Genomic DNA, 20071 nt, shown 5'->3' on the forward strand with positions numbered 1-20071 from the left:
TAAAGGGCAGTGTGATTGGGATGGATAAAAGGCTTCTTGTCATCATGGTGCTGATTATGACCGTATTTATCGGCTTCGGCATTATTATCCCGGTGCTTCCGGACGTTGTGGCGGGCACCGGTGCCGACGGCTTCCACCTCGGGATGTTGCTGTCGGTTTATTCGCTGGTTTCCTTCGTGATGTCGCCGTTTTGGGGCAGCCTGTCAGACCGGGTCGGTAGACGTCCGATTATTATGATCGGCACGCTTGGCTTCAGTCTCAGCTTTTACGTGTTTGGCCTGGCGGGGGATAACCTCATGCTGATGTACGTATCGCGTATTTTGGGCGGTCTGTTCTCGGGAGCGGTCACAGCCTGTGCGGTCGCTTATGTGGCCGATATTACATCGGAAGAAAATCGGACGAAGGGCATGGGCCTGGTCGGGATGTCGATCGGACTCGGGTTTATATTCGGACCGGCCGTAGGCGGCTTGCTCAGCGGCTTCGGGTACGGGGTGCCGTTTTTTACAGCGGCGGGGCTGGCGCTGGGCATGTTTGTGTTCGCGCTGCTGCTGCTGAAGGAATCGCTGACACCTGAAAGCAGACAGCGGTCGCGTGAGGTGAAGCAGTCGCGGTGGGCCGCTTTTGTTGGCTCGCTGAAATATTTGTACGTGCTGTCCTTTTTCGTCTCCTTTTCCTTGGCCGGTCTGGAAGCGACGCTGCTGCTGTTTGAACGCGACGCCATCGGGGCTACGCCGACGCAGCTTGGCCTGATGTTTGCCGTCAGCGGCATCGTTGGCGCGCTGATCCAGGGCGGCGTTGTCCGCCGGCTCATTAAAAACGGTCAGGAGTCGCGTGTCATTGGCATCGGCCTCGTGCTGTCGGCGCTTGGCTTCGTCCTGATTTTGTTCTCCAGCAGCCTGCTGACGGCCTCGATTTATTTGAGCGTGTTCGCCGCAGGCAACGCGCTGATCCGGCCCTGTGTGACCTCTCTGATCACGCAGAAGACGAAGGTTGGGCAGGGGGTAGCCTCCGGCCTCAGCTCGTCCATGGACAGCCTGGGCCGGATCGCCGGACCGCTGCTGGGCGCAGGCATTTACGGCTACAGCCAAAGCTTGCCGTTTGTCATCGGCTCGCTGCTGTCGCTGGCGGCCTTGTATCTGCTGTACCGGTTCATCATCCTGGACCGGGCGGATACGGAAGCGGCAGGCAAGCTCGTGTCGTAGCAGCGGCGTAGAGGCGCAGAGGCAGCTTGCCGCTGCGCGCATGAAAAAACCTTCGGTCTCCACGTTTGTAGTGGGGCCGAAGGTTTTTTGCGCAGCCATTGCGCTGCAATTGCCAGGTTGGTTGCGCATGCGATACGGAGACGCCGCTTTCTGGCAGCCACAGGTGGACAGGGAGCCAGGCCGAATTATTGCTCGGCAGCTTGCTTGGCCTTCTGGCCCTTGACGGCCTTGCGATCCAGCGATTTCTCGATCGCAGGCGTCAGCTCTTCTTTGATTTTGGCGACGAGCTGGTCCTTGCTGATGCCATGGGCCGCGGCAACCTCGGTCAACGATTTACCGGCCTTCAGCTCCGTTTTCAGCTCGCTTTCGGTGATGCCGAGCAGTGCGGCGAGCTTGTCCGGGGCAGGCAGCAACTGATGTCCTTTGCCTCCGCGGCTATGCCCCGCGCCGAGCTTCTTCAGATCATGCTGGACCAGAAACGTCAGATGATTGTCCAGCTTTTCCTTCATCGCCGCCGCCCGCTCTGCCGTCAGCTTGCCGGAGGCTACGGCCTGGTCGAGCTCTGCGATTCGCAGCGCCTTGAGCTTGGCGATCAGATCGGCTTCGCTGATGTTGCGTTCCTTGGCGACTTCAGCCAGCGTCTTGTCTTGCAGCGCTTGGGTCAGGTCCGCTTCGGAGAGGCCAAGAATGCCAGCGGCTTCGCTGATGATCGCCTTGCTTGCGCCGCCGCGGTCTTTGCGGCCTGCCTGATCCTTCATGTGTTTGCCGTGCTGACTTTTGTCGGCTGACGGGCTTGCCGTATCTGCTGAGGAGCCGCCCGTCCCCGTTGAAGGCGCGACAGCCGCGCTGTCTTCGGCATTTGCCGAAGCGCTCAATCCGTACCAGGCGCCGCCGCCGAGCAGCAGCGTCAGCGCCAGCGTGGAGAGCATAACCTTGCTTGCTTGTGCATGCTTTTTCATCATTACCCAATCCTTTCTATGGTAAGATCCGGTTATTGGCTAACCATCTGTAGCATAGTCAAGCAGGCTTAAAGGAACGTTAATTTAACCTGAGTCCTGTCTAAATTTTTGCTTAAAAGCCGGAGGATGTTCTGCACCGGGCCGCTCAGCTGCTCGGGCAAACCTACAGCTTGGCCATCTGATACAAAGGAAGCAGCTCCTCGAAGGTTTGCTTGGCAAGCTGCACGAACGCGCCGCCCTCCAGCCGCGCGGAATCGGTGGCTGCAACGGTGCGGCCGATTAAAAATTCAACCTTCTTCACATCGCGAAACCGTTCCAGCGCTTGCGTCAAGCCTTCCCGGCCCAGCTCGCTCAGTGTGACATGATCTTTCTTCATATGATCAAACGACAAGACGAGCTCGCCGGGAAGCGCGAGCAGCTCCTCCAGCCGCTCTAGATAAGCGGAGGCGATGTTTTCTTTATTAGGCAGCTCATAGATCAACGCGAGCCAAATAAACACATGATCGTCGAACAGGCCGATCTGAAAGTGGGGATGCTGCTTGTAGCCGCGTTTGTTGCCTGCAAAGGCCATCCACGTATCGACAGGGGCGTTGACCTTGCGGCGCGCGTGCTGGGCGATATGCAGGAACAGCTCCTCGCCGGCCTGCACGGACAGCTCCTGCAGCAGATCCTCGCTCAGCTCCCTGAACCTGGGCTGAATACGGCTGCGAATCGCTTCCATCCGCCCGTCAAGCCCTTCAATTTGAAAGGTAGCAAATTCGTGCTCAGTAAATCCATGGAATGTCATACAGTTCCTCCTCATCTGTCTCTTGCTCTACTATAGCACACGAGGGTGTGGCTGACACGATGCAGCGAGTTCCGGTGAGTTAAGGCGAGCTCGGGACGCAGGCTCACACGCTGCGCACCTATCAGATGCCCAAAAAAGTGCCCGGCGGCCATCGGCAGCCGGGCACTTTCCGCACACTTGGCTTCATTCCTATTTCTTGGCTTTCACTTCGTCGAGCAGCGTCAGATCAAGGAATGGGCCCAGGTCGAGCGATTCTTTTTTGACATCCTTGATGTAGCCGGCGTCGATAGAAACCTTCGCCATTTCCTCGACCGCTTCCTTACTCACATCGGAAGTCAGGTTCAAATGGCTCAGTGCCGCTTTGATCAGCGCCAGATCCATGCCTTTGCCGCTCAGCGCTTTAAGACGGTTGTTAATCAGCTCATAGGATTTGTCCGGGTTGGCCTTAATGAATTCAATGGCGTCCGCATTCGCTTTCACCGCTTGCTTGGCGGTTTCGCGGTGCTCCTTGAGGAACTTGTCGCTGGCAACAAGAAGCGTCAGCGGATAGTTGCCTTTGTTAGGCGGTATTTGATCCCAAGGCACGATCACTTTACCGATGCCTTCCTGCTCCATTTGGGTACCCCACGGCTCCGGAATAAGGGTAGCGTCGATTTCTTTCTGGCGCATAGCGATCAGCGTGTCCGCAGGAGCGCGAGCGATAATTTGTACGCCGGCTTTGTCCGTTGTTACGTTCAGGCCGTTTTCCTTGAGCAGCAGGCGCAGCGAAATTTCGTTTGTGCTGCCTTTGGTCGGGATCGCGACCGTTTTGCCGACGAGATCCTTCGGTGAATTGATGCCCGAATCTTTGCCTGCGACAAGCACGGCGCCGCCGTTGTTGGAGCCGGAGATGATGCGGAAGTTTTTGCTTTTCAGAAACTGGTTCGTTGCCGGACCGGGTCCGACATAACCGATGTCAATCTGGTCGGTCGCAATGGCGGTGGAGAAGTCGGAGCCGTTGTCGAACGCCTGAACTTCGATTTTCACGTTGTCGCCCCATTGCTTTTGGAACAAGCCCTGCTCCAGCGCGATGTAGCCGGCTGCGTGCGTGACGTTTTTGAAAATGCCGATGCGGACTGTCGACGGCGCCGCGGCCGCCTTCTCTCCGCCCGTCGCTGCGCCGCCTTGCGGCGCAGGCTCTGATTTGCTGCCGCAAGCGGTCAAGGTCAGGGAAGCGCCCAGTACGATTGCAAGTACAGTTGACCATTTTTTCTTCATGTGTTCTCTGCTCCTTTTTAAATGAACTGCTGTTGCATAAGCCTAAGCTTTGGATGGGCCTGCGAGCCCGTAACGCACAAGCAATTTATCCTCCAGACGCTTGAAGCAGAAGTGGTCGGAAATCGTGCCGAGCACAGCGATAATGATCACGATGCAAAGCATCAGCGCCGTATCGGCGAGGTTTCGCCCGTCCTGCAGCAATTGTCCGAGTCCGACGCCTTTGGCGATCAGCTCGCCGGCTACCAGCGCGCGCCAGGCGAATGCCCAGGCGACGCGAACCCCTGTCATCATATGCGGGAAGGCCGCAGGAACCATGATCTGGTAGAACATCCGGAAGCCGTTGCCGGTGCCCAGCGTCAGCGCCGCCTTCGTATAAATGGCCGGAATGTTTTTGATCCCGGTGCGGCTCGACATAGCCATCGTCCAGGTCGCGCCGAGCGTTGTGATGAAAATAACGGAGAAGTCATTCATGCCGAACCAGATAATGGCGAAAGGCAGCCAGGCGATACTGGGAATCGTTTGCAGCGCCACGACCAGAAACCCTATCGTATCGTCGATCAGACGGTAACGAGCAAATAAAAAGCCGAGAATCGTACCTACGGCAATCGCAATAAGGAAGGAAAGCAGCAGTCGCCGAATACTTTGCAGCGAAGCCTCCAGCAGCTGTCCGTGGACCATGCCGTCATAAAACGCCTGGAACGTTTGCAGAGCCGAAGGGAATTTCCAGCCCCAGTCGAATAGTCTAAATCCCGCCTCCCAAGCCACCAGAAGCAGAATCAGAAAGATCGTTCTTCTTAATGCTGTACTCATCGCCGGTTTCCTCCCTCACTACTTTCTCCAGCTCGTCGGCGAGCGCCTCCATAATATGCGCTTCAACATGATGCAGCACCGGATCGGCCTGGTTGCGCGGACGCGCCGCCTGGACGGCGAACTCCTTTTTGATGCTGCCGGGACGTGTGGACATGACCAGCACCCGATCGGACAAGATGACGGCTTCCCGAATATTATGGGTAATAAACAAAATGGTTTTGCGTGTCTTGAGCCAGATTTCCTCCAGGTCTTTATGTAAAATAAGCCGGGTTTGTTCATCCAGCGCAGCAAATGGCTCATCCATAAGCAAAATGTCCGAATCCATCGCCAGCGCGCGGGCAATCGCCGCCCGCTGCTTCATCCCGCCGGACAGCTCATGCGGATAGCGGTCGGTAAATTTGCTCAAGTGGACCGCCTTGATATGCTCCTTCGCTATTTGCTCGCGCTCCGCTTTGCCGACGCCTTTCTGCTTGAGCCCGAACGCCACATTCTCAAGCACCGTGAGCCACGGAAACAAGGCATGCTCCTGAAACACAACGACCCGGTCCGGACCGGGTCCGCCGCACGGCTTGCCGTTAACGGTAATGCTGCCTTGCTCCGCTTTCTCAAGTCCTGCTACCAGATTAAGCAGGGTGGATTTGCCGCAGCCGGATGGGCCTAGCAGGGAGACGAATTCGCCCTTGCCAATGGTAAGCGAGACGTTCTTGATCGCTGTATAAGGGGCTGAGCCCCGTTGCTGGAACGTTTTGCTGACGTTGCTGATTTCGATCAACGCAATCACTCCTTTATAATACCGTCGTTCTGGCGGGGAGAAACCTGGATTATTTTCAAACTAATTCTATAGGAATTCAATAAAATGTCAACTTGATTTTTAGGCAGGAAATTGGGCGATTTTGTCGAATAGTTTGCAATAGTAGATTTTACCACAGAAAGGGATGAGCCGTATCAAACGTTATCAACGCGTGCTGCTGGCAGGCTGCGTCATTAGCGGGGCATTCGCCGCCGGCGTGTACGCCCAGGATGTGCTGCAGCGGGTGGACGCTTACCTGCGTCCGGATTTTCAGGTGGTCATTGACGGCGAGGCGGTTCGGATGGATAGCCCGGTGCTGGTGTATAACGACACGAGTTATTTGCCAATGAAGGAAATATCACAGCGGCTCGGCTCCAGCGTGTACTGGAAGGGCGAGACGAAGCAAATTTATATTAACACAAGAGTCAATACCGAGCAGCGTCAGGAAACGCCGAATCAGTCCTACGAGACGATTGAGTTGAACAACGCGTTCTCAACGATGGTCACTTATTTGGGCGCGGATTATCCCGTGCTGATTACGTCCAGCGTCAAGGTCGGCAGCTACGGACGTTATTACCGGGAAGCTGACGTGAAGCGAATGGGCGTCGATACGGACGGGCTGACCAAGGCAAAGGAGCGTCTCACTAACGAGGTGTTCATTAATGAGAACGAATTGCAGAGACGCTGGCGTCAGACGCCGGCTCAGGTGTACGCAGCGGGGTATGAGGCCTACATTATCGCTGACGAAACGCATCCGAAGAAGCTTGATATTTTACGCAAGCATATCAAGGGGATGGAGAAGGCGACATACGGCGATGCGGAATACACGATCAAGCCTGTGATGGCGCAGAAGGTCCCGGATAAAGAAAATACGTACGATCTGCTTTATCTGGAAACCGTCAGAATGCTGAAGGTGTATGTGTCGCCGATCATCCGCTATAAAGTGGCGCGGCTGGTCGTCACGCAGGATTGGCAGAACCCGGACTCCTACGTGGTCAATATCCAAAATACGACCGATCTGGAGATCGAAGCGCAGAAGCGGGAGCATCCCGACGACAAGTAGGAGGGAACGTCTGTCCGCAGGGGGAGCCCCGAGCAGAGGCGCATTCGCCAGGTCCGTCCGCCGCGTCATGGGCCGCCGACCGTCGGTGAATAAGTGGCTTTACAAACAGCTCAATCAGAGCCTGGCAGGGGCAGCAGCCGGGCTCTTCGGCTTGCCGGCGCGGCTTGTCCCGGCCGCTCGTGATTGGCGGCGCAGGCTGGCGGCACAGGGGGGGTGGTTCAGAGAAGATATGCGGACTGGCGCGGATTGAGAACGCTAACATGCAGCCAGGCAGGCAAAAAAATAGGTGCCGGTTGCCGAAAAAAAGTCAATAATCCAAGTTGCTAAAACATATGATTCATAATAAGATAGTATCAAGAAACTGAATAGTCAGAAAATTCATTCGATCACCGTTTTACACCTGTTGCAGCTACCGCAGCAAGGGATGCAGCCTGTCTACACCGATATACCTTGAGGGAGGGGATTGCCGTGAGCAAAAGTCATGAAGTTGAGTATTGCAACCTTGAGTTACGATTTGACCGTCGGCTAATCCGTAACTTCATCAAAACGCTTATTCAGGAAGGATACTCCCTGTACTGGAACGAAAATGAGCAGCAATTCATCGTTTCCATCCGTACCGGACGCAAGCTCGTCAAGCTGAAATTTCAACGGATCGGCGACCGGTACAAAATTGTCGGCAACTATTCCTTCAAGGACGAGAAGCTGGCGGAGCTGATGGAGAAGATGATCGGGGACACTCGCGGACATGCGGTTGTGAAGCGGTTCAAGGACCGCCAGATTTTAATCGAAAACATTATGTTTGGTGAAATCATCCGGATGGTAGAAATTTCGGGGGTGGAGCATAAGGTGTTATTCCAAAAACAACCGGCTGTCACGTTGGAAGAGATGATGCAGGCATTTCGCTCCAAGCGCCCGGATGAACGGATTCCGGTGCTGCGGCTGGAGTTGGATTACGAGCTGGCCGTTCTGCACGAAGCGCTTGGGGAAGGAGATCAGCCGAAAATTGTAGCCTGCACAGAGAAGCTGAAGGAGCTGCGGCATGAAATGTTATTGCTTGAGATGTAACCAGAGCTTGAATCGTTAGGCCTTCCCGGGAGCAGACTTGTTCTGACGGGGGAGGCCTTTCGCATTTAAAAAGTGATGATTGTTAACGTGTGCAGTACGTGATATGATGAAGGGGAGAGGTGGTTTCATGAGCGACGTGACGATCAAGGATATCGCCCGCATGGCCGGCGTTTCTCATACGACCGTCTCACGGGCCCTGAACGACAGTCCGCTGATCAATCCGGAGACCAGAGAGCGTATCAAGTCCATCGCGGGCAGCCTGAACTACACGCCGAATTACAGCGCGAGAAGCTTGGTGCTTGACCGCTCGTACAACCTGGGGCTGTTTTTCACCACGCTGCACCAGGGCACTTCGTCCGGCTTTCTGTATGCGGCGCTGCGCGGGGTGAATGACGTGATCAAGGACGGGTACAATTTGATCGTCAAGGGCATTGATGATTACAAGAGCTACCACGCGATCAATCGCAAAAGCTTCGACGGCATCATTGTCATGAGCCAAAGCGCGGCGGATCAGCCCTTTATCGAATATGCCGCACAGCGGAACATCCCGCTGATCGTGCTGAACCGGCAGATTGGGCTGGAGGGAGTCTGGAACCTTGTTCCTGACGATCAGAACGGCGCCTGCCGGATGACGGAATATTTGCTGCAGTGCGGCCATCGGCGGATCGCGATCATCGAGGGGAAGCAGGGCTTCAAGTCGTCCGATGCCCGCAAGGCCGGCTACCTGGACGCGCTTCGTGCCGCCGGCATTCAGCCGGAGGACGAGTTGTGCCTGCGCGGCGAGTATGACTTCGAGAGCGGCTACGCCGCGATGAAGCGGATGCTGCTGCTGCCGAACAGGCCGACTGCCGTCTTCTGCAGCAGCGACGATATGGCGCTGGGCGCGGTGAAGGCGGCGACCGAGCAGGGGTTGCGCGTGCCGGATGATATGTCCGTCGCCGGGTTTGACGACACCTTGTACTCGGCGTTTATTACACCGGCGCTGACGACCGTCCGGAGGCCGATCGAGGAGATGAGCCGGGCCGGAGCAGAGAAACTGGTCGCCTTTATCGAGAAGAAGCTTGTGCAAACCAAGCACGTTGAGCAAATGTTTCACACGGAGCTTGTGATCCGCGAGTCCGTGAAATCGATATCCGAAGGAGAATGACACGATGAGCGTATTGAGAACGCTGCTTCAGGACATACCGATTCCGCAAATGGTGCGGATCAGACAGAAGTTCGACGGCACGAAGCTGGATAACCCGGCAGAGGACTTGAAGCGGGAGCTGGCGAAGCCGGGCGCGATTGAGCGGGTCAAGCCGGGTCAGCGCGTTGCAGTTGCGGTCGGCAGCCGCGGCGTAGCGAACATCGCGGATTTCACGCGCGTCACCATCGAAGCGATCAAGCAGGCCGGCGGCGAGCCGTTTATCGTTCCTTGCATGGGCAGCCACGGCGGCGCAACGGCCGAGGGACAGAAGGAAGTGCTGCATCATCTGGGCGTGACGGAGGAAGCGATGGGCGCGCCGATTCTGTCTTCGATGGAAGTCGTCCAAATCGACCAGCTGGCCAATGGGCTGCCGGTCTACGTGGACAAGTATGCTTCGGAAGCGGATGCGATCATCGTCATCAACCGCGTCAAGCCGCATACGGCGTTCCGCGGGCCGATCGAGAGCGGCATCATGAAAATGATTTCCATCGGACTCGGCAAGCAGAAGGGCGCGGAGGCGTGTCATCAGCTCAGCTTCAAATATATGGCTGAAAATGTGCCGGCCATGGCCCGCATTATGATTGACAAGCTGCCTATTTTGTTCGGGATCGCGTTGGTTGAAAACGCCTATGACGAAACTTGCCTGGTCGAGGTGCTGCCAGCCGAGCAGATCGAGGAGCGCGAGGTTGTGCTGCTGGAGATGGCGAAAGCCCGGCTGCCGAAAATATTGTTCGATCAGATTGACGTGCTGGTTATCGACTATATCGGCAAAAACATCAGCGGCGACGGGATGGACCCGAACATCACGGGCCGTTATCCGACGCCTTACGCCCATGGCGGACCGGATGTGTCCAAGATGGTTGTGCTTGACCTGACGTATGAAACGAAGGGGAATGCCAATGGCGTGGGCACCGCCGATTTCACAACGCAGCGGCTTGTGGACAAAACCGACCTGGCCGCCACTTATGCGAACGGGCTGACCTCGACGGTGTGTGCGCCGACGAAAATTGCGACGACGCTGGAAAATGATTTCTACGCGATCAAAGCAGCGGTGAAAACGTGCAATATTTTGGACTATACGAAATGCCGCCTGGTGCGGATTCAGGATACGCTTCACCTGGGCGAAATCGAAATTTCCGTCAATTTGCTGGAGGAAGCGAAGCAGCATGCGGATATTGAAATTTTGACCGAGCCGTATGAGCTTCCCTTTAATGCCGAAGGAAACCTGAGATAAAGGAGCGCAACAACGTGCATAAGCCATATATCATTGCCGCAGATATCGGAACAACCAGCGCGAAAACGCTGCTGTTCCACCGGGACGGGCGCATTTTGGCCTCGCATGCGGTCGAGTACCCGCTGCACACGCCGCGGCCGGATATTGCGGAGCAGGACCCGGAGGAAATTTACCAGGCGGTGCTGACGGGGATTCGGGCCGTTGTCGCGCAGGGCGCCGTGCAGCCTGACGAAGTGCTGTGCGTTTCGTTCAGCTCGGCGATGCACAGTTTGATCGCTATTGACGAGGCGTTCCAGCCGCTGACGGCATGCATCACCTGGGCGGACAACCGCAGCGTCGGCTATGTGAAGACGCTCCGGGAGGGCGGCGCAGGCCACGAGATTTATATGCGGACGGGCACGCCGATTCATCCGATGAGCCCGCTGCTCAAGCTGATGTGGTTCCGCGATAATCGTCCGGACCTGTTTGCTTCGGCCTTCAAGTTTATCGGCATCAAGGAATATATATTCGCCCGTCTGTTCGGCGAGTGCATCATTGACCACTCGATCGCAAGCTGCACGGGTTTGTTCAACCTGCGTCAGCTCGATTGGGATGTAGGCGCGCTGGCCGCGTGCGGCGTACGCCGCGACCAGCTGTCGCGTCCGGTGCCGACGACGCATATCGTACAAGGGCTGCGGCCGGATGAGGCGGCATCGCTCGGACTTGCGCCGGACACCGCCTTCGTTGTCGGCGCATCGGACGGCGTGCTGGCCAATCTGGGCGCAGCGGCGTTTGAGCCGGGCGTCTATGCAGTCACCATCGGCACAAGCGGCGCGGTGCGCGGCGTCGTCCGCGAGCCGATCACCGATCCGAAGGGGCGGCTGTTTTGCTACGCGCTCAAGGAGGATTTCTGGGTAGTCGGCGGCGCGATCAACAACGGCGGCATTATGTTCCGCTGGGTACGCGATCAGCTGGCGACTGCCGAAGCGGAGGAGGGCCGTCGTCTTGGCCTGGACCCGTACGACTACTTGACCAAGCTGGCTGCGGAGGTTGAGCCCGGCTCCGGCGGACTGATCTTCCTGCCGCTGCTGGCGGGCGAGCGTGCGCCGTACTGGAACGCCAACGCGCGCGGCGTCTTCTTCGGCTTGTCCTTGTACCACCAGAAGCCGCATATGATCCGCGCGGTGCTGGAGGGCGTGATGTACCGGATTCACTCCGTAGTCGAGGCGCTGGAGGAGCTGAGCGGTCCGACGCGGGAAATTCGCGCATCCGGCGGCTTTGCCCGCTCAGGCGTATGGCTGCAGATGATGGCGGACGTACTGGGCAGCCCTGTGGCCGTGCCCGATACGATCGAAGCGTCCGGCGCAGGCGCAGCCATGCTCGGCTTGCTTGCTACGGGCGAAATTGCCGATTTGTCCGGCGCGCACGAATGGGTCAAGGTTCACCATACGCTGCAGGCGAATGCTTCAGTCGGCGAGGTGTACAGTGAGCTGACATCCATTTACAGCCGTGTCTACCATCAGCTGAAGGGCGAGTTTGACGCAATCGCGGCTTTTCAGCAGAAGCATACATTAGGCTAATTTAAGCGAGTTATCGAGGAGGAACAGAAGAAAATGGCGATGAATTTATTTGATCTGACAGGCAAGACGGCAGTAGTAATCGGGGGCAACAGCACGCTTGGCGGTGCGATGGCGGTCGGATTGGGCGGCCACGGCGCCGATGTGGCGATTGTCGGCCGCAACCAGGAGAAGGCGCGTGAAGTGGCGGCAGCCGTTGAGGCGGCTGGCGGCCGGGCGCGCTGCTTTGAAGCGGATGCGACGAGCGTAGAAGACCTGCAGCGGGTGCTGAGCGAAGTGCTGGCGTGGACAGGACGTTGCGACGTGCTGATGAACTGCCCGGGCAAAAACAGCGTAACGCCGTTTTTTGACCTGCAGATGGAAGAATGGGATTCGATCATGGACGTTAACCTGAAAAGCGTCGTGCTGGCTTGCCAAACGTTCGGGAAGCATATGGTCGATAGCGGTCAAGGCGGCAGCATCATCAACATTTCCTCCGTTTCCTCCGAGCCGCCGTTGTCGCGCGTATTCACGTATTCCGCGTCCAAGGCAGCCGTCAACAGCGTTACGAAATTTTTGGCAAAAGAGTTTGCGCCGGCAGGCGTCCGTGTCAATGCCATTATTCCGGGCTTTTTCCCGGCTGAGCAAAACCGCAAGATTTTGTCCCCTGAGCGCACAGAGTCCATCATGAAGCATACGCCGATGAACCGGTTCGGCGAAGCGGAGGAGCTGCAGGGCGCAGCGATTTATCTGGCTTCCGACAAAGCTTCCGGCTTCGTTACAGGCTCGCTGCTGCGCGTTGACGGCGGCTTCGGGGCGATGACGATCTAGTCGGGCTGTGAACGGGGTCTTGAAATTGTATTGAGAATGACTGATAATGAGTTCTAAAGCAATCCTGCTGCGCGGCTCACGCTTGTGTCTTGTGTGGGCTGCAGCTTGCAGGGGTTTATAAATATGTGCTTATCAGGAAGGAAGAGAAAACCAAATGTCCAAACAGCAAATCGGCGTTATCGGTCTGGCGGTTATGGGTAAAAATCTGGCACTGAACATCGAAAGCCGCGGCTTCACGGTGTCCGTGTTCAACCGTTCCCGGGAAAAAACAGATGTCCTGCTTGAAGAAGCCAAGGGCAAGCAGCTTGTCGGTACATACAGCATCGAGGAGTTTGTAGCGTCGCTGGAAGTTCCGCGCAAAATTTTGATCATGGTGCAGGCGGGCTTCGCGACTGACGATACGATCAACCAGCTTGTCCCGCATCTGGACAAGGGCGATATCATTATCGACGGCGGCAACGCCTACTTCCCTGATACACAGCGCCGCAACAAGGAGCTGGAAAGTCACGGCATCCGCTTCATCGGCACAGGCGTTTCCGGCGGTGAAGAAGGCGCATTGAAAGGCCCTTCGATCATGCCGGGCGGACAAAAGGACGCTTACGAGCTGGTTGCTCCAATTCTGACGGCGATTTCCGCCAAAGTCGGCGACGACGCTTGCTGCACCTACATCGGACCGGATGGCGCTGGCCATTACGTAAAGATGGTGCATAACGGCATCGAATACGGCGACATGCAGCTGATCTGCGAAGCTTATCAACTGCTCAAGGACGTGCTTGGCGTCAGCACACAGGAGCTGCACGAAATTTTCGCCGACTGGAACCGCGGCGAGCTGGATAGCTACCTGATTGAAATTACAACGGATATTTTCACCAAATATGACGAAGAAACCGGCAAGCCAATGGTTGATGTGATCCTCGACTCGGCCGGTCAAAAAGGTACTGGCAAGTGGACAAGCCAAAGCGCGCTCGATCTGGGCGTTCCGCTTTCGATTATCACGGAATCCGTCTTCTCGCGTTTCTTGTCCGCAATGAAGGAAGAGCGCGTTGCAGCAAGCAAGGTGCTTGGCGGACCGGAAGCGAAGCCGTTTGACGGCGATCGCGCCGAGTTTATCGAAGCTGTGCGCAAGGCGCTGTACGCGAGCAAAATTTGCTCCTATGCACAAGGCTTCGCACAAATGCGCGCAGCCAGCGAAGAGTATGGCTGGGATCTGGAGTACGGCAACATCGCGATGATCTTCCGCGGAGGCTGCATTATCCGCGCCCGCTTCCTGCAAAACATCAAGGATGCGTATGACCGTAACCCTGAGCTGCGCAACCTGCTGCTCGACGATTACTTCAAAGCGATCATCACGAACTACCAGGATGCCTGGAGATCTGTTGTATCGGCAGCGATCTCGCGCGGTATTCCGGTTCCGGCGTTCGCTTCCGCACTCGCGTACTACGACAGCTACCGCACGGAGCGGCTGCCAGCGAACCTGCTGCAGGCGCAGCGCGACTACTTCGGCGCCCACACGTTCAAGCGTTTGGACAAAGAAGGCACGTTCCACTACCAGTGGATGCAAGAAAATTAAAAGCGGCTTGGTTCTTCCCGTCTGCCGGGCTGGTCGCGCAAGCCGTATGACGCTTCGCGCAGCCAGCTTTTCAGCCGGTCGGCCTCCAGGTCGAAGCCGTTGCGCGGCTGGATGAGCAACAGCGCAATTTCAGCAAAGTAACGGAAGTTTTGCAGCAGCCGTGGCTGGGGAAGATCCAGAAATTGGGGATCTTGCTCAGCCACCTTTTTTTTAATATATTCGAGTATCCATACAATGTCCTCCTTATATAGCGGCCGGTCCGGGTCCAAAATTTGCTCAAGTCGTTGTTCGGTCAGCTGAAGACCGGAGGTCGGGCTGGAGGCGGAGGATGCAGCGCTTTGCGGCATAGGAGAGCTCCCTTCAAAATAAGATCAGACGGCCGGCAGGGCCGGGCACAGCTTGTGAAACGTTGGGATTTACATCCAGCTTATGTTTTTGAGCGCCTTTCTATTCACGTTTGGCCCGCTGTGATATGATAGGAGCAGTTTGCAGACAACAAGAAACAAGAGGGAAGCGGAAACAAAAAGCGGGGTGTGACACGTTGGGCAAGCGTAATATTGTCTTGATTGGGATGATGGGTACAGGAAAATCGACGGTTGGCGTCGAGCTGGCGGACCGTCTCGGGTTTTCGTTTACAGATTCCGATAGCGTTGTTGAGCGGCAGCAAGGGATGAGCATCAAGGAGTTATTTGATCGGCACGGAGAGCCGGTGTTCCGGCAGGCTGAGTCGGCCGCTATTGCAGAGCTGATGCAGCGGGAAGGACAAGTGATCGCGACCGGAGGCGGCGCTGTGCTGGCCGCTGCCAACCGGGCTGCGATGCAGGAAGGCGGCTTGGTCGTGGCGCTTGCGGCCGAGGCGGAGACGATTATCCGACGTGTAAGCGAGGATCAGAACCGGCCGTTGCTCCAGGGGAACGTGGAGGAGCGCGTCAGAACGATCCTGGCGAGCCGCAAGCATGCCTACGACTTCGCCGACTTGAAGATCGTGACGGACGGGCGAAGCGTGGCCGAGATTGCAGATGAAATCAGGCGCGCGTGGGAGCAAGCTTGCTCAGCCTAGTCAATTAAAGCTTAAAGCTGCTCCCAGGCCAGCATGCCGCCGGTCATATTTTTTAACTGGGTAAAGCCTTGCGCTTCCAGATAGTCCAGCGCGCGTCCGCTGCGGTTGCCGCTGCGGCAGACGAGAATCGTCTCGCTGTCCTGCGGAATGTCGGCGATGCGCTCCGGAATTTGCATCAGCGGAATATGAACCGCGCCGGGAATGATGCCTTGGGCTACTTCCTCGTCTTCGCGGACATCAATGATATGCAGCTGTTCACCGCTCGCCAGGCGCTGCTTGACTTCAGCCGGGGTAATGGTTTGCATAAACAAAAATCCTCCTTGGTTAAGGGAATAACGGCCTGGAGACCGATTTCTCCCATCATACCTAGGAACGGGAGGGCGCGTCAATGACCTGGCTGTACATTGGAATAGCGGGTGTGGCCGGAGCACTGGGGCGTTTCGGCTTGTCCGTCTGGCTAAATGGCATCGAGGCGGCCTATTTGCCGTGGGGAACGCTGCTCACGAACTGGACAGGCTGCTTCCTGCTCGGCTTGCTCGCGTATTGGCCGCGGCTGGCCCGATATCCGCAGCTGCGGGCAGCGGTGACTACGGGATTTGTCGGCGCCTATACGACTTTTTCAACTTTAAGCTGGGAGCTGCTTCAGCTGCTGCAGGCGCAGCTTTACATGCAGGCTTTCGTGTATGCGTCAGCGAGCTTCTGGGGCGGGCTGTTATTTGTTCGTCTGGGCAGCAGGATCATTTTTCGGCTGGCGAAAAGGGGAAATGCGGAATGATGTCGAATCTAATCATGATGCAGATGTTATGGGTGGCAGCCGGCGGATTTTCCGGAGCTGTATCGCGTTACTGGCTTGGCCGGGCGATCGCCGCGCGATTCCCTGCTTCCCGCATTCCGTACGGCACGCTGACCGTCAACGTACTTGGCTGCTTTCTGATCGGCTTGCTCTGGGGACAGCGGCCAACCGCCGATCTGGCTTTGCTGCTGGGTACGGGGTTTCTCGGCGCCTTCACGACGTTTTCCACGCTCAAGCTGGAAAGCGACTTGCTGTTTCGAGAGGGAAACGGACGAAGCGCCTGGCTGTACCTCGGCTTGTCGTATACGCTGGGTCTGCTGCTGGCAGCACTCGGTTATGCGCTGTAACATGCGCTGTAACGCTACTGGACAAAAAATGCTGCAACGATCCAAAACCATATTTAATTGAAGGAGCGAATACATACGGATGAAAGCTATTGTCAAACCAACGCCCCGCCTGGAAGGTACAATTAACGCCTTGTCGTCAAAAAACTACACGACCCGCTATTTGCTGATCGGCGCATTGGCCGATGGGACAAGCACGGTGTATTACCCGGCCCACAGCGAGGACAGCGATGCGATGCGCCGCTGTATCCGTGATTTGGGCGCCGTCATCGAAGAAGATGAAGAGAAAATGGTCATTCGCGGCTTCGGCAGCCATCCGAAGGCGGTCAGCGAGTTAAATGTGGGCAACGCAGGCGCGGTGCTGCGCTTTTTGATGTCGGTAGCGGCTTTTTTGCCGGAGGTTACCTTTATCAACAAATACCCGGACTCGCTGGGCAAACGTCCGCATGACGACTTGATCGACTCGCTGCGTCAGATGGGCGTCCAAGTCGAGCACCGCGAAGGCAAGCTGCCGATCACGATCCGCGGCGGGCAGCCGCATGGCGGCAAGCTGACGGTGTCGGGCAACATCAGCTCCCAGTTTCTGAGCTCGCTGCTGTTTGTCGCGCCGCTGCTGCAGGAGGATACTGAAATTACGGTGCTGCATGACCTGAAATCAAAAATTATTGTCGGTCAGACGCTGGAAGTCATCGCGCAAGCGGGAATTACGATCGAAGCTTCGGACGACTTGATGTTTTACCGTATTCCGGGCCGCCAGCAGTACAAGCCGCAAAGCTATACGGTTCAGGGCGACTATCCGGGGTCGGCGGCGATTTTGGCGGCGGCGGCGGTCACCCACTCGGATGTGAAGGTGCTGCGGCTCGCGGAGCAAAGCCGTCAGGGCGAGCGGGCTGTTGTGGATGTGCTGCGCGCGATGGGCGTCAACTTGACGCATGAGCAGGACATTGTCCATGTAAAGGGCAACCAGACGCTGAAGGCCGGAGAATTCGACGGCGATCACTTTACAGACGGCGTGCTGGCGATGGTAGCGGCGGCTGTATTTGCCGAGGGGACCTCGCGGTTCTACAATGTGGAAAACCTGCGGTACAAGGAATGCGATCGCATTACCGACTACTTGAACGAGCTGCGCAAAGCGGGGGCTGACGTTGAGGAGCGGCAAAGCGAAATTATCGTCCATGGCCGTCCTCAAGGCGTAACGGGCGGTGTTGAGATCAACGCGCATTACGACCACCGGGTTATTATGGCGCTGACCATCGTCGGCCTTCGTTCGGAGAAAGGTCTTGTTATTAACGATGCGCACCATGTCGCCAAGTCGTATCCGCAATATTTCGATCATTTGCTGTCGCTTGGCGCGCAAATTGAGCTGGTAGAGGAGTAAGTCGTTACATCATCTAGAGTTGAGTATGCGACAAGGGCGGTGACAAACGTGACCATACTTTGGAAAGGCCTCCAGGTTACGTTCGGGTTTTTCCTCGTAGGCGGCTTGCTGTTTGCCAGCAGTGTTTTTGCGGTTCTGCTGTATGCCAAAGTTACCGGACAAGAGAATTGGATGCAGCCGGCTGTGCATGCGCTTGAGCCCGGCAGCCGGTCCGAAGCAACGGCTCCGGACAAGCCGGAAGCCGCCGCCGCGCCGCCGCCCCTGCCTGCCGAGCAGCCTCAGCCAGCTCCTAAGGCAGCCAGCGTGATGCTGACAGCGCCGATTGTTCGCCAACTGCCCGAGCTTCCATCCGGTTGTGAAGTGACAAGCTTGACGATGCTGCTGCAGTTCCGCGGCCTGGACAAAAACAAAATGGAGCTGGCTGCCGAGATGAAGCGGGATACGACGCCGATTCGCTATAACAAGGATGGGTCAATCGCGTACTGGGGCAATCCGAATTCCGGATTTGTCGGCGAGCCTTCCGGGAAGGCCAAAGGCTTCGGCATCTACCACACGGCTTTATTCGAGCAGCTGCAGTCCCATGTGCCGACCGCTGTAGATTTGACGCGCGAGCCGTTCGAAAAGCTGGAGGATCAGTTAAGGGCCGGTATCCCTTCGGTTGTCTGGACGACGATTGACTACCAGGTGCCGGACAAGTGGGTGACGTGGGACAGTCCGCTCGGCCCGATTCAGACAACGTTTATGGAGCATGCGGTATTGCTTGTCGGCTTCGATGACAGCTATGTGTATGTCAATGATCCGTTGTCCGGCCAAAGCCAGAAGCGCATCGACAAGCAGCAGTTTAAAGCAACGTGGGACGCGATGGGCAAGCAGGCCATCAGCTACACAAACGGCTAATGAGTTGAGCAAGCAATGAGTAAGACCGGTGCGGATCAGCAAGGCTAAGCAAGCAAGACTATACAGGACCGTCTGTCTGATGCGGACGGGCGGAGCAAAGGAGCGTAAACCCTCTATGGCATTTGAAAATCCTTCACGCGACCGGATCAAGCAATTGCTGGTGGAAAGTCAGCAAATTGCGGTTGTCGGGCTGTCAGACAAGCCGGACCGCACCTCTTATATGGTGTCGGAGGCGATGCAAGCCAAGGGCTACCGTATTATTCCGGTTAATCCGATGGTTACCGGTACGATTCTGGGTGAAACCTGCTATGCCAGTCTCAAGGATATTCCGGGCAAAGTTGATATTGTCAACGTATTTCGCCGCAGCGAGCAGGTCGTACCGGTTGCCGAGGAAGCTGTCGAGATCGGCGCCAAGGTGCTGTGGTTGCAGCTCGGCGTCGTGAATGACGAGGCTGCGGCGATTGCCGCGCAGGGCGGGCTGGAGGTTATTATGGACCGCTGCATCAAGGTCGAGGATTCCATCCTGCTGCCCGGGGGGAAGTAAGGTGACCGCGATACGCCCGCAATCCCTCTCTTTGTATCTCGTCATAGACATCACTTCTTACGACGGCCGAACCTCGCTGCAAATCGCCCAGGCCGCGCTGGACGGCGGCGTTACGATGCTGCAGCTGCGCGAGAAAAAGGCGCCGCTGCGGCAGGTGCTGGAGACCGGCCGCGCAATCCGGGCCGCATGCCGCGAGCGCGGGGTGCCGTTTATCGTCAATGACCGCGTCGATCTGGCCGTGCTGCTGGAGGCGGATGGCGTGCATGTCGGTCAGGACGATCTGCCGGCGCTGGAGGCGCGGAAGCTGCTTGGACCGGACGCGCTGATCGGCGTGTCGGCCGGCAATATGGAAGAAGCGGAATGGGCGGTTGCCCAGCAAGCGGATTATGTCGGGGTCGGCCCGATTTACGCTACGCTGACAAAGGACGATGCAGGCGCGCCGGTCGGCACAGCGCTGATCAGCGAGCTGAAGGCGCGCTGGCCGCAGCTGCCGCTTGTCGGCATCGGCGGCATTCAGACGGCCAATGCCGCTCCGGTGATCGCGGCCGGCGCTGACGGCGTTGCTGTCGTGTCCGCCATTACCCGGCAAGCCGATCCGCAAGCTGCCGCTGCCGCTTTGCTGGAAGTTATTCGGCCGCTGCAGCAAAAGTAAGCTTACGGCCATAGCTTGCCGGATAGGCAGGCTGGAAAATCATAGAAGTCATAAAACAGATCCTCCTTGACGACAATAAAAAAGGCTTCCGGACGGGCGCCCGCTGCGGCGGCT

The 20071-nt window shown here is 57.0% G+C and carries 22 protein-coding genes; 15 read left to right on the top strand and 7 right to left on the bottom strand.

The window, feature by feature from the left end:
* Positions 1-20 precede the first annotated feature (20 nt).
* On the top strand, positions 21-1202 hold the full coding sequence (locus AC6ROY_RS20655; protein ID WP_500102491.1) for an MFS transporter: 1182 nt from the start codon (positions 21-23) through the stop codon (positions 1200-1202).
* Between the two features lie 185 nt (positions 1203-1387).
* Here AC6ROY_RS20655 and AC6ROY_RS20660 read toward each other — a convergent pair whose 3' ends face one another.
* The 5 genes from AC6ROY_RS20660 to AC6ROY_RS20680 all read right to left on the bottom strand — a co-directional run bounded on the left by AC6ROY_RS20660 (position 1388) and on the right by AC6ROY_RS20680 (position 5787).
* Positions 1388-2161, bottom strand: a complete 774-nt coding sequence (locus AC6ROY_RS20660; RefSeq protein ID WP_500102492.1) for a hypothetical protein — start codon at positions 2159-2161, stop codon at positions 1388-1390.
* A gap of 163 nt (positions 2162-2324) precedes the next feature.
* The gene (locus tag AC6ROY_RS20665; RefSeq protein ID WP_500102493.1) at positions 2325-2948 is read right to left on the bottom strand and encodes a YktB family protein; all 624 of its coding nucleotides are present in this window, start codon (positions 2946-2948) and stop codon (positions 2325-2327) included.
* 189 nt (positions 2949-3137) lie between these two features.
* Positions 3138-4205 (bottom strand): ABC transporter substrate-binding protein, encoded by a 1068-nt coding sequence (locus AC6ROY_RS20670; RefSeq protein WP_500102494.1) that lies wholly within the window; start codon positions 4203-4205, stop codon positions 3138-3140.
* 42 nt (positions 4206-4247) lie between these two features.
* Positions 4248-5015 carry an ABC transporter permease gene (locus AC6ROY_RS20675; RefSeq protein WP_500102495.1) on the bottom strand — a complete coding sequence of 256 codons (768 nt, stop codon included), beginning with the start codon at positions 5013-5015 and terminating at the stop codon, positions 4248-4250.
* Positions 4948-5787 carry an ABC transporter ATP-binding protein gene (locus tag AC6ROY_RS20680; protein WP_500102496.1) on the bottom strand — a complete coding sequence of 280 codons (840 nt, stop codon included), beginning with the start codon at positions 5785-5787 and terminating at the stop codon, positions 4948-4950. The genes AC6ROY_RS20675 and AC6ROY_RS20680 overlap by 68 nt, the downstream gene beginning before the upstream one ends.
* A 163-nt stretch (positions 5788-5950) precedes the next feature.
* Here AC6ROY_RS20680 and AC6ROY_RS20685 point away from each other — a divergent pair, with 163 nt between their 5' ends.
* The 7 genes from AC6ROY_RS20685 (at position 5951) to gnd (ending at position 14289) form a co-directional block, all read left to right on the top strand.
* Entirely contained in the window at positions 5951-6868 is a 918-nt protein-coding gene (locus tag AC6ROY_RS20685) for a stalk domain-containing protein (RefSeq protein ID WP_500102497.1), read from the top strand.
* A gap of 468 nt (positions 6869-7336) precedes the next feature.
* On the top strand, positions 7337-7933 hold the full coding sequence (locus tag AC6ROY_RS20690) for a YkzI domain-containing protein (protein WP_500102498.1): 597 nt from the start codon (positions 7337-7339) through the stop codon (positions 7931-7933).
* 127 nt (positions 7934-8060) lie between these two features.
* Entirely contained in the window at positions 8061-9080 is a 1020-nt protein-coding gene (locus tag AC6ROY_RS20695; RefSeq protein WP_500102499.1) for a LacI family DNA-binding transcriptional regulator, read from the top strand.
* Between the two features lie 4 nt (positions 9081-9084).
* Positions 9085-10353: a nickel pincer cofactor-dependent isomerase, group 22 gene (locus AC6ROY_RS20700; protein WP_500102500.1), complete on the top strand. Its 1269-nt coding sequence runs from the start codon at positions 9085-9087 to the stop codon at positions 10351-10353.
* A gap of 14 nt (positions 10354-10367) precedes the next feature.
* A complete protein-coding gene (locus AC6ROY_RS20705; RefSeq protein WP_500102501.1) occupies positions 10368-11912 on the top strand; it encodes a gluconokinase in 1545 nt (514 codons plus the stop codon).
* A 39-nt stretch (positions 11913-11951) separates the two neighbouring features.
* Positions 11952-12719 carry an SDR family oxidoreductase gene (locus AC6ROY_RS20710; protein WP_500102521.1) on the top strand — a complete coding sequence of 256 codons (768 nt, stop codon included), beginning with the start codon at positions 11952-11954 and terminating at the stop codon, positions 12717-12719.
* A 154-nt stretch (positions 12720-12873) separates the two neighbouring features.
* Positions 12874-14289 (top strand): NADP-dependent phosphogluconate dehydrogenase, encoded by a 1416-nt coding sequence (gene gnd, locus AC6ROY_RS20715; protein WP_500102502.1) that lies wholly within the window; start codon positions 12874-12876, stop codon positions 14287-14289.
* Here the strand turns inward: gnd and AC6ROY_RS20720 are convergent.
* Positions 14286-14636: a hypothetical protein gene (locus tag AC6ROY_RS20720; RefSeq protein WP_500102503.1), complete on the bottom strand. Its 351-nt coding sequence runs from the start codon at positions 14634-14636 to the stop codon at positions 14286-14288. The two genes, gnd and AC6ROY_RS20720, sit on opposite strands and share 4 nt — an antisense overlap.
* A gap of 194 nt (positions 14637-14830) precedes the next feature.
* Between AC6ROY_RS20720 and AC6ROY_RS20725 the strand changes: the two genes are divergently transcribed.
* Positions 14831-15349 carry a shikimate kinase gene (locus AC6ROY_RS20725; RefSeq protein ID WP_500102504.1) on the top strand — a complete coding sequence of 173 codons (519 nt, stop codon included), beginning with the start codon at positions 14831-14833 and terminating at the stop codon, positions 15347-15349.
* A gap of 11 nt (positions 15350-15360) precedes the next feature.
* Here AC6ROY_RS20725 and AC6ROY_RS20730 read toward each other — a convergent pair whose 3' ends face one another.
* A complete protein-coding gene (locus AC6ROY_RS20730; protein ID WP_500102505.1) occupies positions 15361-15654 on the bottom strand; it encodes a rhodanese-like domain-containing protein in 294 nt (97 codons plus the stop codon).
* An 83-nt stretch (positions 15655-15737) separates the two neighbouring features.
* Between AC6ROY_RS20730 and AC6ROY_RS20735 the strand changes: the two genes are divergently transcribed.
* The 6 genes from AC6ROY_RS20735 to thiE all read left to right on the top strand — a co-directional run bounded on the left by AC6ROY_RS20735 (position 15738) and on the right by thiE (position 19957).
* Entirely contained in the window at positions 15738-16124 is a 387-nt protein-coding gene (locus tag AC6ROY_RS20735) for a fluoride efflux transporter FluC (RefSeq protein WP_500102506.1), read from the top strand.
* A complete protein-coding gene (gene crcB, locus AC6ROY_RS20740) occupies positions 16121-16489 on the top strand; it encodes a fluoride efflux transporter CrcB (RefSeq protein WP_500102507.1) in 369 nt (122 codons plus the stop codon). Before AC6ROY_RS20735 ends, crcB begins: the two co-directional genes overlap by 4 nt.
* Before the next feature lie 79 nt (positions 16490-16568).
* Complete coding sequence (gene aroA / locus AC6ROY_RS20745; RefSeq protein ID WP_500102508.1) at positions 16569-17864, top strand: 3-phosphoshikimate 1-carboxyvinyltransferase; 1296 nt, start codon at positions 16569-16571, stop codon at positions 17862-17864.
* Between the two features lie 48 nt (positions 17865-17912).
* Positions 17913-18761, top strand: a complete 849-nt coding sequence (locus tag AC6ROY_RS20750; RefSeq protein WP_500102509.1) for a C39 family peptidase — start codon at positions 17913-17915, stop codon at positions 18759-18761.
* Between the two features lie 115 nt (positions 18762-18876).
* Positions 18877-19305, top strand: coding sequence for a CoA-binding protein (locus AC6ROY_RS20755; protein ID WP_500102510.1), 429 nt, complete (start codon positions 18877-18879; stop codon positions 19303-19305).
* Between the two features lies 1 nt (position 19306).
* Entirely contained in the window at positions 19307-19957 is a 651-nt protein-coding gene (gene thiE, locus AC6ROY_RS20760; RefSeq protein ID WP_500102511.1) for a thiamine phosphate synthase, read from the top strand.
* The last annotated feature ends 114 nt before the right edge of the window (positions 19958-20071 follow it).

It is taken from the genome of Paenibacillus sp. sg306046, from assembly GCF_059821225.1.

What these genes read in the sequence shown, in the direction of transcription:
- AC6ROY_RS20720 (WP_500102503.1), bottom strand. Translation starts at nt 14,636, where the DNA reads ATGCCGCAAAGCGCTGCATCCTCCGCCTCCAGCCCGACCTCCGGTCTT.
- AC6ROY_RS20675 (WP_500102495.1), bottom strand. Translation starts at nt 5,015, where the DNA reads ATGAGTACAGCATTAAGAAGAACGATCTTTCTGATTCTGCTTCTGGTG.
- gnd (WP_500102502.1), top strand. Translation starts at nt 12,874, where the DNA reads ATGTCCAAACAGCAAATCGGCGTTATCGGTCTGGCGGTTATGGGTAAA.
- AC6ROY_RS20700 (WP_500102500.1), top strand. Translation starts at nt 9,085, where the DNA reads ATGAGCGTATTGAGAACGCTGCTTCAGGACATACCGATTCCGCAAATG.
- AC6ROY_RS20735 (WP_500102506.1), top strand. Translation starts at nt 15,738, where the DNA reads ATGACCTGGCTGTACATTGGAATAGCGGGTGTGGCCGGAGCACTGGGG.
- AC6ROY_RS20655 (WP_500102491.1), top strand. Translation starts at nt 21, where the DNA reads ATGGATAAAAGGCTTCTTGTCATCATGGTGCTGATTATGACCGTATTT.
- AC6ROY_RS20665 (WP_500102493.1), bottom strand. Translation starts at nt 2,948, where the DNA reads ATGACATTCCATGGATTTACTGAGCACGAATTTGCTACCTTTCAAATT.
- AC6ROY_RS20660 (WP_500102492.1), bottom strand. Translation starts at nt 2,161, where the DNA reads ATGAAAAAGCATGCACAAGCAAGCAAGGTTATGCTCTCCACGCTGGCG.
- AC6ROY_RS20695 (WP_500102499.1), top strand. Translation starts at nt 8,061, where the DNA reads ATGAGCGACGTGACGATCAAGGATATCGCCCGCATGGCCGGCGTTTCT.
- AC6ROY_RS20755 (WP_500102510.1), top strand. Translation starts at nt 18,877, where the DNA reads ATGGCATTTGAAAATCCTTCACGCGACCGGATCAAGCAATTGCTGGTG.
- aroA (WP_500102508.1), top strand. Translation starts at nt 16,569, where the DNA reads ATGAAAGCTATTGTCAAACCAACGCCCCGCCTGGAAGGTACAATTAAC.
- crcB (WP_500102507.1), top strand. Translation starts at nt 16,121, where the DNA reads ATGATGTCGAATCTAATCATGATGCAGATGTTATGGGTGGCAGCCGGC.
- AC6ROY_RS20730 (WP_500102505.1), bottom strand. Translation starts at nt 15,654, where the DNA reads ATGCAAACCATTACCCCGGCTGAAGTCAAGCAGCGCCTGGCGAGCGGT.
- AC6ROY_RS20710 (WP_500102521.1), top strand. Translation starts at nt 11,952, where the DNA reads ATGAATTTATTTGATCTGACAGGCAAGACGGCAGTAGTAATCGGGGGC.
- AC6ROY_RS20670 (WP_500102494.1), bottom strand. Translation starts at nt 4,205, where the DNA reads ATGAAGAAAAAATGGTCAACTGTACTTGCAATCGTACTGGGCGCTTCC.
- AC6ROY_RS20685 (WP_500102497.1), top strand. Translation starts at nt 5,951, where the DNA reads ATGAGCCGTATCAAACGTTATCAACGCGTGCTGCTGGCAGGCTGCGTC.